The following is a 13,924-nucleotide window of genomic DNA, read 5'->3' as shown; positions in this document are numbered from 1 at the left end:
CGCCCGACCCGCCACGCTGAGCCGCCGCGGGCAACAGCGCGGCCAGGACGGCCGGTTCGCGTTCCCGGTCGAGGAGGAAGTCGAGGAGTGACGGGCCTGGCCCGGCGCACCGGGCGGGACGAGACCGCCGCTCTCCTTCAGCCGGCCGATCGTCTCCTCGTCGTAGCCCAGCTCGACCAGCACCTCGGAGCTGTGCTCGCCCAGCAGCGGGGCGCCGACGATCTCCGGCTTGAACCCGGAGAACTTCACCGGGCTGCCGACGGTCAGATACGTGCCGCGGCCCTTCTGCTCGACCTCGACGACGGTGCCGCTGTTGCGCAGATCCTCGTCGTAGGCGATCTCCTTCATGCTCATCACCGGGGCGCAGGGCACCTCCCACTCGCGCAGGATGTCGACCGCCTCGTACTTGGTCTTGTCCGCGAGCCACTTCTCGATCTCCTCGAAGATCTCGAAGATGTGCGACTGGCGGGCGCGCGCGGTCGCGTACTCCGGGTCCTCGGCCCACTCGGGGTGGCCGATCACCTCGGCGGTGCGCTTCCAGTTCTGCTCCTGGACGGTGAAGTAGATGTACGCGTTCGGGTCGGTCTCCCAGCCCTTGCACTTGAGGACCCAGCCGGGCTGGCCGCCGCCGCCCGCGTTGCCGCCGCGCGGGACGACGTCGGTGAACTCGCCGTTGGGGTACTGCGGGTACTCCTCCAGGTAGCCGACCCGCTCCAGGCGCTGCTGGTCGCGCAGCTTGACGCGGCAGAGGTTGAGGACGGCGTCCTGCATGGAGACGGAGACCTTCTGGCCCCGGCCGGTCTTCCCGCGGTCGATGATCGCGGTGAGGATGCCGATCGCCAGGTGCATCCCGGTGTTGGTGTCGCCGATGGCGGCGCCGGAGATGGTGGGCGGGCCGTCCCAGAAGCCGGTGGTGGAGGCGGCGCCGCCCGCGCACTGGGCGACGTTCTCGTAGACCTTGAGGTCGTTCCAGGACGACTGGTCGTTGAAGCCCTTCACCGAGCCGAAGATGAGGCGCGGGTTGAGCTCCTGGATGCGCTCCCAGGTGAAGCCCATGCGGTCCAGCGCGCCCGGCGCGAAGTTCTCCACCAGGACGTCGGCGTCCTTGATGAGCTTCTCCAACACCTCTTTGCCCTCGCCGGTCTTGGTGTTGATGGCGAGGGAGCGCTTGTTGCTGTTGAGCATCGTGAAGTAGAGCGCGTCCAGGTCCTCGATGTCCCTGAGCTGACGGCGCGTCACATCGCCGCCGTTGGGGCGCTCCACCTTCAGCACGTCGGCGCCGAACCAGGCGAGCATCTGCGTGCAGGCGGGACCGGCCTGGACCCCGGTGAAGTCGATCACCTTGATTCCGGCGAGCGGCTTTTCACTCATGTGTGCTTCCTTTTCGTGAAGTTGCGCGGTCTACGAGGTCTAGGCGGTCACTTCTTGGCCGGCGTGATGTTGCCGACGGTGATGCCCTTGGGGTTGAGGTGCGAGATGTGGCCGCTCTCGGTGCCGGCCGAGGGGTCGATCACGCAGTCGATGAGCGCCGGGCCGCCGGCGGCGAGCGCCTCGGTGAGCGCGGCGGTGACCTCGGCGGGGGTGGTGGCGCGGTAGCCCTTGCCGCCGAACGACTCGATGAGCAGGTCGTGTCGGGCCGCCGACATGAGCGTGGTGGGCGAGGGTTCGTCGTCGTACGGGTTGGTGTCGTCGCCGCGGTAGACCCCGCCGTTGTTCATGATCACGGTGATCACGGGCAGCTTGTAGCGGCAGATCGTCTCGATCTCGATACCGCTGAACCCGAAGGCGCTGTCGCCCTCGATGGCCACGACCGGGGCGCCGCTCTCGACGGCCGCGGCGATGGCGTAGCCCATGCCGATGCCCATGACGCCCCAGGTGCCGCTGTCGAGGCGGTGGCGCGGCACGTGCATGTCGATGACGTTGCGCGCGATGTCCAGGGCGTTGGCGCCCTCGTTGACGATGTACGTCTCCGGGTGCTGGTGCACCACATCGCGTACGGCCTTCAGGGCGCCCATGAACTGCATCGGGTGCGGGTCGGCCTCCAGCCGCTTGGCCATCTTCGCCACGTTCTGCGCCGAGCGCGCCCCGAGTTCCTCGCGCCAGGCCGAAGGGGCCTGGATCTGGCCGGGCTTGGTGCGTTCGGCGAGCGCGTCGAGCACCGACTCGATGTCGCCGACGAGCGGCGCGGCGATGGGCTGGTTGCTGTCCATCTCCTTGGGGTCGATGTCGATCTGGACGAACTGGGCGTCCGGGTTCCACCCCGTCTGGCCGTGGCCAAGGAGCCAGTTGAGGCGGGCGCCGATCAGCATCACGACGTCGGCCTTCTTCAGCGCGAGCGAGCGCGCGGTCGCGGCCGACTGCGGGTGGTCGTCGGGCAGCAGGCCCTTCGCCATCGACATCGGTACGTAGGGGATGCCGGTGGACTCGATGAACTGCCGTACCTTCGCGTCCGCTTGGGCGTACGCGGCTCCCTTGCCCAGCACGACCAGCGGACGCTCGGCGGAGGCGAGGAGCTCGATCGCGCGGTCCACGGCCTCCGGCGCCGGGAGTTGGCGCGGGGCGGGGTCGACGAGGCGGCTCAGGGTCCGGTCGCCCTCGGCCTTGGGCATGATGGCGCCGAGCACCGCGGCGGGGATGTCGAGATAGACACCGCCGGGGCGCCCGGAGATCGCGGTGCGCAGGGCACGGGCGATGCCGCGGCCGATGTCCTCCACCCGGCTGACCCGGTAGGCGGCCTTCACGAAGGGCTGTGCGGCGGCGAGTTGGTCCATCTCCTCGTAGTCGCCCTGCTTGAGGTCGACGAGGTGGCGCTCGCTGGAGCCGGAGATCTGGACCATGGGGAAGCAGTTGGTGGTCGCGTTGGCGAGGGCGACCAGGCCGTTGAGGAACCCGGGGGCCGAGACCGTCAGGGCCACGCCGGGCTTCTTGTTGAGGTAGCCGGCGATGGCGGCCGCGTGTCCGGCGTTGCTCTCGTGGCGGAAGCCGATGTAGCGGATGCCCTGCGCCTGGGCGAGACGGGCCAGGTCGGTGATCGGGATGCCGACGACGCCGTAGATGGTGTCGACGTCGTTCAGCTTGAGCGCGTCGACGACCAGGTGGTACCCGTCGGTGAGCTCGGTCGGAACGTCGGCTGCTGCCGCGGTCTCCAGGGTCGAGGGAGCGGTCATGGTCCGAGGTCCTCCTTGGGCAGGTCCTGCCGGAGCGGCTACTTCTCTCACCATCCGCAGCGCGCTCGTCCGCGTCCAAGACCCATCGGCGACCAGCCGATAAACAGCGTCTATCGACAGCTGGTGAGGGGCCTGGCAACTCCCTTGATAGACAGCTGCTATCGGGCGTTCGCCAGCGGGTATTGGACTCCCGCCGGGTGCCACCGCACGCTCGCAGAGGATGTTTCATCGGACCTGCGCGAGGGGGTGGGGTCATGGCCGTTCCGGCCGCGGCATCCGTGCGCGACGCGAGCGGGTACCGGCCTCCCGAGGTCACGGGCCTCGCCGGTCTCCTCGACCGGCAGGTGCGTGAACGCCCTTACGCCCGCGCCCTCGTGGTGACCGGCGAGCGCGCGCCCCTGTCGTACCGGGCGCTCGCGGCCCTCGCCGACGACGTGGCGGCCCGGCTCTCCGGCGCCGGCCTGCGCCGCGGTGACGCCGTCGGCCTGCTCTGCGCCAACACGGCGGAGTTCGTCGTAGGACTGCTGGGCGCGGCGCGGGCCGGACTCGTCACGGCTCCGCTGGATCCCGCGCTGCCGCACGCCCAACTCGCCGCACGGCTCCGGGCGTTGGGAGCGCGGGCCGTGCTGCACGATCCGTCGACGACTGGTACCGCCGCGCTGCCGGTACCCGCCTGGCCGTTGCGCGTGGACGCGTCCCGCGCGGGCACGGCCGCGGTCGCACTCGGACCCGGCGTGGGTGAACTGCCCCGATCCACAGGGGTGGCAGGCGAGTTGACGGCCGAGGACGCCCTCGTCCTGTTCACCGCCGGCACCACCGACCGGGCGAAGATGGTCCCGCTGACCCACGCCAATGTGGCCGCCTCCCTCCAGAACATCTGCGCCACCTACGAGTTGGGGCCCGGGGACGCGACCGTCGCGGTGATGCCGCTCTTCCACGGCCACGGACTCTTCGCGGCGCTGCTGGCGTCCCTCGCGAGCGGGGGCTGTGTACTGCTGCCCGAGCGGGGGCGGTTCTCGGCGGGCACGTTCTGGGACGACATGCGGGCCGTGGGCGCCACCTGGTTCACGGCGGTGCCGGCCATCCACGAGATCCTGCTGGAGAGGTCGGAGCGGGAGTACCCCTCGGCGCAGGCGCCGCCGCTCAAGTTCGTACGGAGCTGCAGCGCCCCTCTCAACACGGCGACGCAGCGGGCGTTGGAGCGGACCTTCGGGGCGCCGCTGCTGTCCGCGTACGGGATGACCGAGTCCTCGCACCAGGCGACCAGCGAACCGTTGCCGCAGCGGGGAGCGCTCCGGCAGGGGTCGGTGGGCCGGCCGACCGGGGTCGCGGTGCGGATCGTCGACCGGAACGGGACGCCGTGCCCGGCGGGTGTCGAGGGCGAGGTGTGGGTGCAGGGGCCCACGGTCGCCCGGGGCTATCTGGGCGACGGCGACGAGTCGGCGCGCACCTTCGTCGGCGGGTGGCTGCGCACCGGCGATCTGGGCGCGCTGGACGGGGACGGGTATCTGTCGCTGACCGGGCGGATCAAGAACCTCATCAACCGGGGCGGCGAGAAGATCTCGCCCGAGCACGTCGAGGACATCCTCGCCGGGTGCCCGGGGGTCGCGGAGGCGGCCGTGTTCGCCGTACCGGACGCGGTGTACGGGCAGCGGGTCGGGGCCGCGGTCGTGGTGCGGGAGGCGGACGGCGCCGGGCGCGAGGAGATCCTGCGGTACTGCCGGGAACACCTCGCTCCCTTCGAGGTGCCGGACCGGCTGGAGGTGGTCGCCGCGCTGCCGTATACGGCCAAGGGTGGGCTGGACCGGAAGGCCGTACAGGCTCGGTATGGGCTGTGACGTCGGACCGGATGCGCCGTGACGGGAGCCGTCGCCCGCTTCAGTGCACGCGGTGCTCGGCGGCCGGCAGGGGCCGGGCGAAGAAGTCGTCCAGGGACAGGCCCGTCGCCGCGTTGACGAAGGCGCGGGCGGCGACCGAGCCGGGGGTGGCCGCGTGGATCGCCACCGAGACCTGGGCGCCGGCCTCCGGGTCGACCAGGGGCAGGGCTCTGGTCCGGCCCACCACCGGCATCGCGCGCAGCCACGTGTGCGGCACGATGCTCGCCCAGCCTCCGCCGCCCACGTGTGCGTAGAGCGAGGCGATCGAGTCCGTCTCGACCTGCGGGGTCACCACGAACCCCTTCTCCGCGAACACGGTGTCCACAATCTGCCGGATCCGCATGTCGGGTGTCAGCAGCGCGAGCGGCAACTGAGCCGCGTCCGCCCAGGTCACGGTGGTGGACTGGGCGACCAGCTGTTCGTCCGAGACCAGGAGCATGTAGCGCTCCTGGTAGAGGGGGACGATCTGCAGGCCCTCGCGGTCGTCCGGGTCGAAGTGGGCGATGGCGACGTCGAGTTCGTAGTCGCGCAGCTGCCGGTGCAGTTCCTTCGTCGACAGCCGTGAGCGCACCTGGACCTTGGCGAGCGGGTGCGCCGCGCAGAACGCGGCGACGGGGAGGGCGAGGGTCGTGGACGCGGTGGGGTCGGTGCCGAGTCTCAGCGTCCCCGTGATGCCGGACTGCACGGCGGCCACCTCGGCCTTGAACGCGTCCTGTTCGGCGAGGATCCGCTTGGCCCACACCACCAGGCGCTCGCCCTCGGGGGTGAGGCCCTGGTAGTTGTGGCCGCGGTTGATCAGCGTGACGTTCAGCTCCCGCTCCAGTTTGGCGATGGCCGCTGAGAGCGCGGGCTGCGAGACGTAGCAGGATTCCGCCGCCCGGGCGAAGTGCCGTTCCCTCGCCACCGCCACGAAGTATTCGAGCTGCCGGAACAGCATGAACGACTCCTCTCTCGCCGGGCCGCGCAAGGACCGCACAGGCGGTTCCGTGAGGGCTCGCCACAGACGGTCTACAAATACTGTATGCAGTATCCGTTCTGTGTGTACAGTCCCCGGGCGGCCTGACGAGAGCGACTCCGCGCCGCCGGCTCAGCGCAGATGCTTCACCGCGGCCACCACCAGAGGGTCGAGCCCCTCCACGCCGGCGTCGACGAACTCGTGGAGCCGGGCGCGCATCCGCGGGTCCCAGAACCTGCCGATGTGCCCCGCGATCGCCTCGGCGGCCTCCTTCCCCGGCAGATGGCCGAGGTTCCTGGCGATGTCGTTGGCCATTCGGCACTCCGACGGCACGGTCGCTGTCATCTCAGTCCACCACCGTCACGAGGTCGGTCCCGGCGGCCTCGGTCTCGGTCTCGGTATGCCGGTCCGGGCGGGCGAGGGCGACCTGTACGGCGGTCACCTTGTACTCCGGGCAGTTGGTGGCCCAGTCGGAGTTCTCCGTGGTGACCACGTTGGCGCCGGTGACGGGGTGGTGGAACGTGGTGTACACGACCCCGGTCGGCATCCGGTCGGAGATCTCGGCGCGCAGGGTGGTCTGCCCGACGCGGCTGGCGAGGGTGACCATGTCGCCGTCGTTGATGCCGCGGTCCTCGGCGTCGTGGGGGTGCAGCTCCAGGATGTCCTCGGGGTGCCAGGCGACGTTGCCGGTACGGCGGGTCTGGGCGCCGACGTTGTACTGGCTGAGGATCCGTCCCGTGGTGAGGACCAGCGGGAAGCGGCGGGTGCTGCGTTCGTTGGTCGGCACGTAGGAGGTGACCACGAACTTGCCCTTGCCGCGCGTGAATTCGTCCACATGCATGATGGGCGTGCCCTCGGGTGCCTGCTCGTTGCAGGGCCACTGGACGCTGCCGAGCTTGTCGAGGAGGTCGAAGGAGACGCCGGTGAACGTCGGGGTGACGGAGGCGATCTCGTCCATGATCTGGCCTGGATGGTCGTACGACATCGCGTAGCCCATGGCCGTGGCGATCTCGGTGACGATCTGCCACTCGTGCTTGCCGGTCTTCGGTTTCATCACCGCACGCACCCGGTTGATGCGGCGCTCGGCGTTGGTGAAGGTGCCGTCCTTCTCCAGGAAGGACGCGCCGGGCAGGAAGACGTGGGCGAACTTCGCGGTCTCGTTGAGGAACAGGTCCTGGACGACGACGAGTTCCATCGCTTCGAGGGCGGCGGTGACGTGCCCCAGGTTGGGGTCGGACTGCGCGATGTCCTCGCCGTGCACGAACAGGCCGCGGAAGGTGCCGTCGATGGCCGCGTCGAACATGTTCGGGATGCGAAGTCCCGGCTCCGCGAGGAGGGTTCCGCCCCAGAGGTTCTCGAAGACGGTGCGGACCGCGTCGTCGGAGACGTGCCGGTAGCCGGGGAGTTCGTGCGGGAAGGAGCCCATGTCGCAGGAGCCCTGGACGTTGTTCTGGCCGCGCAGCGGGTTCACGCCGACGCCGTCGCGGCCGATGTTGCCGCACGCCATCGCGAGGTTGGCCATTCCCATGACCATGGTCGAGCCCTGGCTGTGCTCGGTGACACCGAGGCCGTAGTAGATGGCGCCGTTGGGCGCTTCGGCGTACAGCCTTGCGGCGGCGCGGAGTTCGGCCGCCGGGACGCCGGTGACGGGTTCCACCGCTTCCGGGCTGTTCTCGGGGCGGGCGATGAACTCGGCCCATTCGTCGAAGCCTTCGCAGCGTTCGGCCACGAAGTCCCGGTCCGTGAGGCCCTCGGTGACCACGACATGCGCCATGGCGTTGACGACGGCGACATTCGTGCTCGGCCGCAGCTGGAGGTGGTGCTGGGCCTCGATGTGGGGCGAGCGGACGAGGTCGATGCGGCGCGGGTCCACGACGATCAACTTCGCGCCCTCGCGCAGCCGTCGCTTCATCCGGGAGGCGAACACCGGGTGTCCGTCGGTGGGGTTGGCGCCGATCACCATGATGACGTCGGCCTCGGCGACCGAGCGGAAGTCCTGGGTGCCGGCCGACTCGCCGAAGGTTTGCTTGAGTCCGTAGCCCGTCGGGGAATGGCAGACGCGGGCGCAGGTGTCGACGTTGTTGTTCCCGAAGGCCGCGCGGACCATCTTCTGTACGACGTACACCTCTTCGTTGGTGCAGCGCGAGGAGGTGATGGCGCCGATCGCGGCCGATCCGTGCCGGTCCTGGATCTCGCGCATGCGGCGGGCGACCGTGCCGATCGCCTCGTCCCACTCGACTTCCCGCCAGGGGTCGGTGATCCGGTCGCGCACCATGGGCTTGAGCATGCGGTCGGGGTGGGTGGCGTAGCCGAAAGCGAACCGGCCCTTCACACAGGAGTGGCCTTCGTTGGCGCCGCCGTCCTTGTACGGCACCATGCGCACGAGTTCGTCGCCGCGCAGCTCGGCCTTGAAGGAGCAGCCGACACCGCAGTAGGCGCAGGTGGTCACAACTGACCTGGTGGGCATGCCGAGTTCGACGACCGAGCGTTCCTGGAGGGTGGAGGTGGGGCAGGCCTGGACGCAGGCTCCGCAGGAGACGCACTCGGAGTCCATGAAGGACTCCCCCGCGCCCGCCGAGACCTTGGAGTCGAAGCCGCGGCCCTCGATGGTGAGCGCGAAGGTGCCCTGGACCTCGCCGCAGGCGCGGACGCAGCGGGAGCAGGCGATGCACTTGGAGGGGTCGAAGTCGAAGTAGGGGTTGGAGGTGTCCTTCTCGGCGTCGAGGTGGTTCTCGCCCTCGTAGCCGTAGCGGACCTGCCTGAGGCCCACCACCCCTGCCATGTCCTGGAGTTCGCAGTCGCCGTTGGCCGGGCAGGTCAGGCAGTCGAGGGGGTGGTCGGAGATGTAGAGCTCCATGACGCCCTGGCGGAGCTTCTCCACCTTGGGGGTCTGGGTGCTGACCTTCATGCCGTCGGCGCAGGGGGTGGTGCAGGAGGCCGGGGTGCCGCGGCGGCCGTCGATCTCGACGACGCACAACCGGCAGGAGCCGAACGCCTCCAGGCTGTCGGTGGCGCACAACTTGGGTATGTCGACGCCTGCTTGGGCCGCGGCGCGCATCACCGAGGTGCCCTCGGGGACGGTCACCGGGAGGCCGTCCACCTCCACGTTCACCGTCGCCGGTCCCGGCCGTTCCGGGGTTCCGAAGTCGGGTTCCTTGAGGAGTGTCATGCCGTGCCCTCCGTCCTGCGGCCAGTCGCCTGTACGGGTTGGATGTCCAGGAGTCGACGGCCGCCGAGGAAGTCGTCGGGGAAGTGGGTGAGGGCGCTGCGCACGGGCAGCGGGGTCAGCCCGCCCATCGCGCACAGGGAGCCCTCGGTCATCAGGTCGCAGAGGTCTTCGAGCAGGGCGAGGTTCTCGTCCCTGTGGGTGCCTGCGACGATCTTGTCGATCACCTCGACGCCGCGCACCGCGCCGACCCGGCACGGGGTGCACTTGCCGCAGGACTCCTCGGCGCAGAACTCCATCGCGAAGCGGGCCTGTTGGGCCATGTCGACGGTCTCGTCGAAGACGACCACGCCTCCGTGCCCGACCATGGCACCGGCGGCGGCGAACGCCTCGTAGTCCATGGGGAGATCGAACATCGACTCCGGCAGGTAGGCCCCGAGGGGGCCGCCGACCTGCGCGGTGCGCACGGGGCGTCCGGAGTGGGTGCCGCCGCCGTACTCCTCGATGAGTTCGCGCAGGGTGATGCCGAAGGCGGCCTCCACGATGCCGCCGTGGGCGATGTTGCCGCCGAGCTGGAACACCTGGGTGCCGCGGGAGCGTTCGACGCCGAGACGCTCGTAGGCTTGCGCGCCCTCGGCCATCACGACGGGCACGGTGGCGAGCGTGAGGACGTTGTTCACGACCGTCGGTTTGCCGAACAGGCCCTCGATCGCGGGGATCGGCGGTTTGGCGCGGACCATGCCGCGTTTGCCCTCCAGGCTCTCCAGCATGGAGGTCTCCTCGCCGCAGATGTACGCGCCGGCGCCGACGCGGACGTGCAGGTCGAAGTGGAGTGCGGAGCCGAGGATGTTCCGGCCGAGCCAGCCGTGTTCGCGCGCGATGCCGATGGCCTGGCGCATCGTGGCGATCGCGTCGGGGTATTCGGAGCGGATGTAGAGGTAGCCCTCGCTCGCCCCGACCGCGTGCGCGGCGATCGTCATGCCCTCGATCAGCATGAAGGGGTCGCCCTCCATGACCATGCGGTCGGCGAAGGTACCGCTGTCGCCCTCGTCGGCGTTGCAGCAGACGAACTTCAGCTCGTCCGAACAGTCCAGCACCGTCTTCCACTTGATGCCCGCCGGGAATCCGGCGCCGCCGCGGCCGCGCAGTCCGGAGGCGGTGACCTCGGTGACGACGTCCGCGGGCGTGAGGTCCAGGGCGGCGCGCAGTCCGGCGAGGCCGCCGTGCGCTTCGTAGTCCTCGGTCGAGAGGGGGTCGGTCACGCCGATTCGGGCGAAGGTGACACGGTTCTGGCGTTCCAGCCAAGGGAGTTCGTCGACGACGCCGAGGCGGAGGGGGTGATCCGCGCCGTCGAGCATGCCGGCCGCCAGGAGTCCGTCGACGTCCTCCGGTGTCACCGGGCCGTATCCGACGCGCCCTTGGGGGGTCACCACCTCGACGAGGGGCTCCAGCCACAGCATGCCGCGCGATCCGTTGCGTACGACGTCCAGGGCGAAGTCCCCCCGATCGGCGGCCAGTTGGAGGGCGCGCGCGACCTCGTCGGCGCCGACCGACCTGGCCGCCGAGTCGCGGGGGACGTAGACCGTGGCCGTGGAATGCGAGGAGTTGCTCATGAGGAGACCGTCCCGTCGAGGATCGCGCCGAGGCGGGCGGGGCCGACTCGTCCGTGGAGCCGTCCGTTCGCCTCCACCGAGGGGCCGAGGGCGCAGTTGCCGAGGCAGAAGACCTGTTCGACGGTGACCGAGCCGTCCGGCGTCGTCTCGCCGAGCCGCAGCCCGGACTCGTGTGCGTAGCGCACCAGTTGGTCGGCGCCCAGGGCCTGGCAGGCCTCGGCGCGGCAGATGCGCACGGTGGTGCGGCCCGCGGGGGCGCGGCGGAAGTCGTGGTAGAAGGTCACCACTCCGTGGACGTCCGCCCGGGAGAGGTTGAGTTCCTCGGCGAGCACCGGTACGGCCTCCTGCGGTACATGCCCCAACTCGGCCTGGAGGGCGTGCAGTACGGGCAGCAGCGGACCGCGTTCGCCCCGGTGACGGGCCACCACCCTCCGGACCACGCTCTCGACGGTCACGTCACTCCCGCTGGTCGTCATGATCGCTTCGCCTTCCGTCACACGGGTCCCCGGCGAGAGCCGCAGGGGACTCGGATCCATACTCCATACAGACTTCTGTATACACAACCCCGTCCACGGACCCAGAGGTCGGCCATATTGCATACCGGCGTCGGTATGCTGACGCGGCCGTCGACAACCGTCCGGACGGCCCCACTCGGCAAGACCGCCGCCCCCGCGACTTAGGCGGCAGAACGGGACAACCATGCGCGAGGCACTCACGGCCGCAGCGTCCCGGCGCGTCACCCGCCCGGCACCGCTGCGTCAGGCCGTGTACGACGCCCTGACCGAACTCATCGTCAACGGCTCCCTCAAGCCCGGCCAGCACCTGGTCGAGGCCGAGCTCGCCGAGCATCTCGGCGTCAGCCGCCAGCCGGTCCGGGAGGCGCTCCAGCGGCTCCAGACCGCCGGATGGGTCGACCTGCGTCCCGCTCAGGGGGCTTTCGTCCACTCCCCCACGGAGGAGGAGGCCGCCCAGCTCCTCGGAGTGCGCTCGGTCCTGGAGACATACTCGGCCCAGCTCGCCGCCAAGAACGCGAGGCCCGAGGACATCACTCGTCTTGATGAACTCCAGCTGGACGGTATCGCCGCCCTCGCCGGCGGCGACGTCGAAGGTCTCGTCGCGGCCAACACCGCGCTGCACGACTTCATCACCGCCATCGCCGCCAACGACGTGCTGGCCGAACTGATCGCCCAGGTCGGCCAGAAGGTCCGCTGGTACTACACGCCCATCGCCAAGCCCCGCGGCAAGGAGGCGTGGAACGAGCACACCCAGCTCATCAAGGCCATCGCCGACGGCGACGCGGACCGGGCGGGCGACGTCATGCGCCGGCACACCGAGCGCACGACCGACTTCTACCGCAAGCAGATCGCGGCGGGCGCGCGCCAGGACTGACTCTCCGGGCCGCTGTCCGGACACGGTTCAGGACGCGGCGAGGGAGCCGGCGGGACGGCGGGCTCCGCCGAGGTCGAGGGCCGGCGGCCGGACGGTCCCGGCGGCGGCGCGCAGTTCGAGCAGCCAGGGCAGGACCGTGCGCAGCACGATGTCGAGCCCGCCGCCGTCCCCACCGAGCATCGCTTCGACGGGGACCAGCACGGGGTCGGCGAAGACCGTGGACGTCGCGCTGCCGCGGGGGCCCGTGGCGCCCGGTCGGGCCGGGACGAACAGGTCCGGGGCGTGCGCCGGGACCGCCCAGAGCGTCAGGCCGTCCGGGGCGGCGAGGGGGCGGGAGGACCAGACGTAGACGTCCGCCTCACCGGCCGCGACCACCCGCCGCTTGCGGGCCCGCAGGGCGACCACGTCGCCGGAGCGGGTGGCGACGGAGCGCGCCACGAGCAGCTGGGTCTCCGCTCCCGGGCCGTCGTCCTCCGCTCCCGCCGGGTCCCCGTCCGCCTGCGATTCCGCCAGGGCGAGGCTGGCGAGGTGACGTCCGGCGGCGATCTCGCCGCGCATCCAGGGGGTGCCGTACGTCTCGATGACGGCGACGGCCGCGTAGTGGGACCGGAGCACGGCCGCCGTCGCGGGGCAGACGCGCGCGGCCCGCGTCACGACGTCCACGACTTCCGGCAACCCCCGTCCCCCGCCGCCGAGTTCGGTGGCGACGGTGAGCCCGAGCAGTCCGGCGCGGCCCAGGGCCGTCACGGCGCCGCGGGGGAACCTGCCCTGGACGCGGGTCGCTTCGGCGACGGGTCCGACGACGCCGGTCAGGACGTCGGAGAGAGCAGAGCGGTACGACACGGGGCGACCCCCTCGGGAGCGGCTGCGGTCCTGTCGGACGATGATTGCATACAGTATTCTGCATGGACAGGCGATCGCGCCAGAGGCCGAGCCGAGCAATTCCCGGGGACTCGGTAGGGGGCGGACGGCCTGACCACCCGTCGAACGAGGGAGACAGGGTCCATGCCGGACACACCCACCGCGACAGCCCGTGGCCCCATCAGCAGGCCCGCGCCACTGCGTCAGGCCGTCTACGAGGCCCTCACCGAACTGATCATCAACGGCTCGCTCAAGCCCGGCCAGCACCTGGTCGAGGCGGAACTCGCCGACAGCCTCGGGGTCAGCCGGCAGCCGATCCGCGAGGCGCTCCAGCGGCTCCAGACCGCGGGCTGGGTGGACCTGCGCCCCGCCCAGGGGGCGTACGTCCACTCCCCCACGGCGCAGGAGTGCGCCCAACTCCTCAGCGTCCGGGCGCTGTTGGAGACCCACTCCGCACGCGGTGCCGCCGAGCACGCCACTCCGCGTGACGTCGCCCGGCTGTGGGAGCTCCAGCAGACAGGGCTGACCGCTCTGGCGGCCGGGGACGCCCGTGCCATCGTGGAGGCGAACGCCGCGCTCCACGGCCACATCACGCTGTTGTCCCGAAACGCGGTCCTCGCCGAGCTCATCCCCCAGGTCGACCGGCGGGTGCGCTGGTACTACATGCCCATCGCCAGGCCCCGCGGCAAGGACGCCTGGAACGAGCACGCGCGGATCATCGAGGCCATCGGCGAGGGCGCCCCCGACCGCGCCGAGGAACTCATGCGCCGGCACACCCGGAACACCACCGACTTCTACTGCGCGCAGATCGCGGCGGTGGTCGGCAGGAACGGGTCCGTGTGGACCGGCTGATCCTGTGCGCGGGCCTCCAGTCCGACACGGTCGCGGGACTCGCC

General features: G+C 70.7%; 10 protein-coding genes and 1 pseudogene. 3 read left to right on the top strand and 8 right to left on the bottom strand.

Annotation, left to right across the window (positions count from 1 at the left end; genetic code table 11):
- Positions 1-117: 117 nt before the first annotated feature.
- Both frc and oxc read right to left on the bottom strand, forming a co-directional pair.
- A pseudogene (gene frc, locus ABZ896_RS48550) lies at positions 118-1,371 on the bottom strand (formyl-CoA transferase); the annotation flags it as partial.
- Positions 1,372-1,418: 47 nt separating this feature from the next.
- Positions 1,419-3,167, bottom strand: a complete 1,749-nt coding sequence (gene oxc, locus ABZ896_RS48545) for an oxalyl-CoA decarboxylase (RefSeq protein ID WP_360944444.1) — start codon at positions 3,165-3,167, stop codon at positions 1,419-1,421.
- Positions 3,168-3,421: 254 nt separating this feature from the next.
- Here oxc and ABZ896_RS48540 point away from each other — a divergent pair, with 254 nt between their 5' ends.
- Positions 3,422-5,005, top strand: coding sequence for a FadD7 family fatty acid--CoA ligase (locus tag ABZ896_RS48540; protein WP_360944441.1), 1,584 nt, complete (start codon positions 3,422-3,424; stop codon positions 5,003-5,005).
- Between the two features lie 40 nt (positions 5,006-5,045).
- Here ABZ896_RS48540 and ABZ896_RS48535 read toward each other — a convergent pair whose 3' ends face one another.
- The 5 genes from ABZ896_RS48535 to ABZ896_RS48515 all read right to left on the bottom strand — a co-directional run bounded on the left by ABZ896_RS48535 (position 5,046) and on the right by ABZ896_RS48515 (position 11,254).
- Positions 5,046-5,981, bottom strand: coding sequence for a LysR family transcriptional regulator (locus ABZ896_RS48535; RefSeq protein ID WP_360944438.1), 936 nt, complete (start codon positions 5,979-5,981; stop codon positions 5,046-5,048).
- A gap of 150 nt (positions 5,982-6,131) precedes the next feature.
- Positions 6,132-6,344 carry a formate dehydrogenase subunit delta gene (locus tag ABZ896_RS48530; RefSeq protein WP_360944435.1) on the bottom strand — a complete coding sequence of 71 codons (213 nt, stop codon included), beginning with the start codon at positions 6,342-6,344 and terminating at the stop codon, positions 6,132-6,134.
- Position 6,345: 1 nt separating this feature from the next.
- A complete protein-coding gene (gene fdhF / locus ABZ896_RS48525; protein ID WP_360944432.1) occupies positions 6,346-9,168 on the bottom strand; it encodes a formate dehydrogenase subunit alpha in 2,823 nt (940 codons plus the stop codon).
- Entirely contained in the window at positions 9,165-10,778 is a 1,614-nt protein-coding gene (locus tag ABZ896_RS48520) for an NADH-quinone oxidoreductase subunit NuoF (RefSeq protein WP_360944429.1), read from the bottom strand. The genes fdhF and ABZ896_RS48520 overlap by 4 nt, the downstream gene beginning before the upstream one ends.
- On the bottom strand, positions 10,775-11,254 hold the full coding sequence (locus ABZ896_RS48515) for an NAD(P)H-dependent oxidoreductase subunit E (protein ID WP_360944426.1): 480 nt from the start codon (positions 11,252-11,254) through the stop codon (positions 10,775-10,777). Before ABZ896_RS48515 ends, ABZ896_RS48520 begins: the two co-directional genes overlap by 4 nt.
- A 223-nt stretch (positions 11,255-11,477) precedes the next feature.
- Here ABZ896_RS48515 and ABZ896_RS48510 point away from each other — a divergent pair, with 223 nt between their 5' ends.
- Positions 11,478-12,167 (top strand): GntR family transcriptional regulator, encoded by a 690-nt coding sequence (locus ABZ896_RS48510; RefSeq protein WP_360944423.1) that lies wholly within the window; start codon positions 11,478-11,480, stop codon positions 12,165-12,167.
- Positions 12,168-12,194: 27 nt separating this feature from the next.
- Here the strand turns inward: ABZ896_RS48510 and ABZ896_RS48505 are convergent, their stop codons facing one another.
- On the bottom strand, positions 12,195-13,010 hold the full coding sequence (locus ABZ896_RS48505; protein ID WP_360944420.1) for an acyl-CoA dehydrogenase family protein: 816 nt from the start codon (positions 13,008-13,010) through the stop codon (positions 12,195-12,197).
- Between the two features lie 162 nt (positions 13,011-13,172).
- Between ABZ896_RS48505 and ABZ896_RS48500 the strand changes: the two genes are divergently transcribed.
- Positions 13,173-13,880, top strand: coding sequence for a GntR family transcriptional regulator (locus ABZ896_RS48500; RefSeq protein ID WP_360944417.1), 708 nt, complete (start codon positions 13,173-13,175; stop codon positions 13,878-13,880).
- Positions 13,881-13,924 lie beyond the last annotated feature (44 nt).

This window comes from Streptomyces sp. NPDC047072 (assembly GCF_040643855.1).
GTDB lineage: Bacteria > Actinomycetota > Actinomycetes > Streptomycetales > Streptomycetaceae > Streptomyces.
The sequence above is the reverse complement of the archived record's forward strand: the minus strand, read 5'-3'. Positions and strand labels throughout refer to the sequence as shown.

Bases quoted from the DNA above. Each gene is read 5' to 3' on its own strand.
- oxc (WP_360944444.1), bottom strand. From the start codon at position 3,167: ATGACCGCTCCCTCGACCCTGGAGACCGCGGCAGCAGCCGACGTTCCG.
- ABZ896_RS48540 (WP_360944441.1), top strand. From the start codon at position 3,422: ATGGCCGTTCCGGCCGCGGCATCCGTGCGCGACGCGAGCGGGTACCGG.
- ABZ896_RS48535 (WP_360944438.1), bottom strand. From the start codon at position 5,981: ATGCTGTTCCGGCAGCTCGAATACTTCGTGGCGGTGGCGAGGGAACGG.
- ABZ896_RS48530 (WP_360944435.1), bottom strand. From the start codon at position 6,344: ATGACAGCGACCGTGCCGTCGGAGTGCCGAATGGCCAACGACATCGCC.
- fdhF (WP_360944432.1), bottom strand. From the start codon at position 9,168: ATGACACTCCTCAAGGAACCCGACTTCGGAACCCCGGAACGGCCGGGA.
- ABZ896_RS48520 (WP_360944429.1), bottom strand. From the start codon at position 10,778: ATGAGCAACTCCTCGCATTCCACGGCCACGGTCTACGTCCCCCGCGAC.
- ABZ896_RS48515 (WP_360944426.1), bottom strand. From the start codon at position 11,254: ATGACGACCAGCGGGAGTGACGTGACCGTCGAGAGCGTGGTCCGGAGG.
- ABZ896_RS48510 (WP_360944423.1), top strand. From the start codon at position 11,478: ATGCGCGAGGCACTCACGGCCGCAGCGTCCCGGCGCGTCACCCGCCCG.
- ABZ896_RS48500 (WP_360944417.1), top strand. From the start codon at position 13,173: ATGCCGGACACACCCACCGCGACAGCCCGTGGCCCCATCAGCAGGCCC.